Origin of the sequence: Streptomyces turgidiscabies Car8 (genome assembly GCF_000331005.1) — a bacterium.
GTDB classification, from domain to species: domain Bacteria; phylum Actinomycetota; class Actinomycetes; order Streptomycetales; family Streptomycetaceae; genus Streptomyces; species Streptomyces turgidiscabies.
This window is the reverse complement of the sequence record NZ_AEJB01000527.1, coordinates 1-1,721: the sequence shown is the minus strand read 5'-3', so window position 1 is coordinate 1,721 and position 1,721 is coordinate 1. Positions and strand designations below refer to the sequence as shown.

Below are 1,721 nucleotides of genomic sequence, written 5' to 3'. Positions count from 1 at the left end.
TGCCGCTTGTCGTCCTGTGTCGGTGCCCCGTGTCCGTCCTGGGGTGTCAGTGGGGTCTCGTAGTCTTGGCGCGTGCAGGAAATCCACGACGCTCCCCTCGCCCCGCTGACCACCTTCCGGCTCGGCGGTCCCGCGGACCGGCTGATCACGGCGACGACCGACGCAGAGGTGATCGCCGCCGTCCGCGAGGCCGACGACTCCGGGACCCCGCTGCTGGTCATCGGCGGCGGCTCGAACCTGGTCATCGGCGACAAGGGCTTCGCGGGGACGGCTCTGCGGATCGCCACGACCGGAGTCGACCTCGACGGCACGGGTGTGGAGCTGGCCGCCGGCGAGGTGTGGACCGACGCCGTCGCACGCACGGTCGAGGCCGGTCTCGCCGGGATCGAGTGCCTCGCCGGGATTCCCGGCTCCGCGGGGGCGACGCCCATCCAGAACGTGGGGGCGTACGGCCAAGAGGTGTCCTCGACGATCACCGAGGTCGTCGCCTACGACCGGATCACCCGCGAGACGGTGACCCTCTCCGGCGCCGAGTGCGACTTCTCGTACCGCCACAGCCGCTTCAAGGCCGACCCCGAGCGCCATGTGGTCCTGCGCGTCCGCTTCGCCCTGGAGGACGCGGACGGGCTGTCGGCGCCCCTGAAGTACGCCGAGACGGCCCGCGCCCTCGGTGTCGAGCCCGGCGACCGGGTGCCGCTGGACGCGGCCCGCGAGACCGTGCTGAAGCTGCGCGCGGGCAAGGGCATGGTCCTGGACCCCGAGGACCACGACACCTGGTCCGCCGGGTCCTTCTTCACCAACCCGATCCTCGACGACGCCGAGTTCGCCGCGTTCCACGCGCGCGTGGCGGAGCGGCTCGGCGCCGACGCCGTACCGCCCGCCTACCCGGCCGGAGAGGGCCGCACCAAGACCTCGGCGGCCTGGCTGATCGACAAGGCCGGCTTCACCAAGGGGTACGGCACCGGGCCGGCCCGGATCTCCACCAAGCACACCCTGGCCCTCACCAACCGGGGCCGGGCCACCACGGAGGACCTGCTCGCCCTCGCCCGCGAGGTCGTCGCCGGTGTCCAGGACGTCTTCGGTGTCACCCTCGTCAACGAACCGGTGACGGTCGGCGTCAGCCTCTAGGAACCCCCGCAGGGCTACGGCTACGAGACCAGCCAGTCGTCGATCCCCGCCAGCAGCTTCGCCCGTACGTCCTCCGGCGCCGCCGAACCCCGTACCGACTGCCGGGCCAGTTCGGCCAGTTCCGCGTCCGTGAAGGCGTGGTACTCCCGGGCGATCTCGTACTGGGCCGCCAGCCGGGAACCGAAGAGAAGCGGGTCGTCGGCGCCCAGCGCCAGCGGGACACCCGCCTCGAAGAGCTTGCGCAGCGGCACGTCCTCGGGCTTCTCGTACACCCCCAGGGCGACGTTCGAGGCCGGGCACACCTCACACGTGATCTGGCGGTCGGCGAGGCGCTTCAACAGGCGCGGGTCCTCGGCCGCCCGCACGCCGTGGCCGATCCGGGACGCGTGCAGGTCGTCCAGACAGTCACGGACCGACGACGGGCCCGTCAGCTCACCGCCGTGCGGGGCCGACAGCAGACCGCCCTCACGCGCGATGGCGAAGGCCCGGTCGAAGTCCCGGGCCATGCCCCGCCGTTCGTCGTTGGAGAGCCCGAAGCCCACGACACCCCGATCCGCGTACCGCACGGCAAGGCGGGCCAGCGTGCGCGCGTC

2 protein-coding genes are annotated in these 1,721 nt (G+C 72.5%); one reads left to right on the top strand and one right to left on the bottom strand.

Translation table 11 applies throughout. The annotated features are described in order from the left end of the window. Window positions 1–72 precede the first annotated feature (72 nt). A complete protein-coding gene (locus tag STRTUCAR8_RS38450; RefSeq protein WP_006381750.1) occupies window positions 73–1,128 on the top strand; it encodes a UDP-N-acetylmuramate dehydrogenase in 1,056 nt (351 codons plus the stop codon). Window positions 1,129–1,148: 20 nt separating this feature from the next. Here STRTUCAR8_RS38450 and add read toward each other — a convergent pair. After that, window positions 1,149–1,721: adenosine deaminase (gene add / locus STRTUCAR8_RS38445; RefSeq protein ID WP_006381751.1), on the bottom strand; the 573-nt coding region annotated here is incomplete at its 5' end.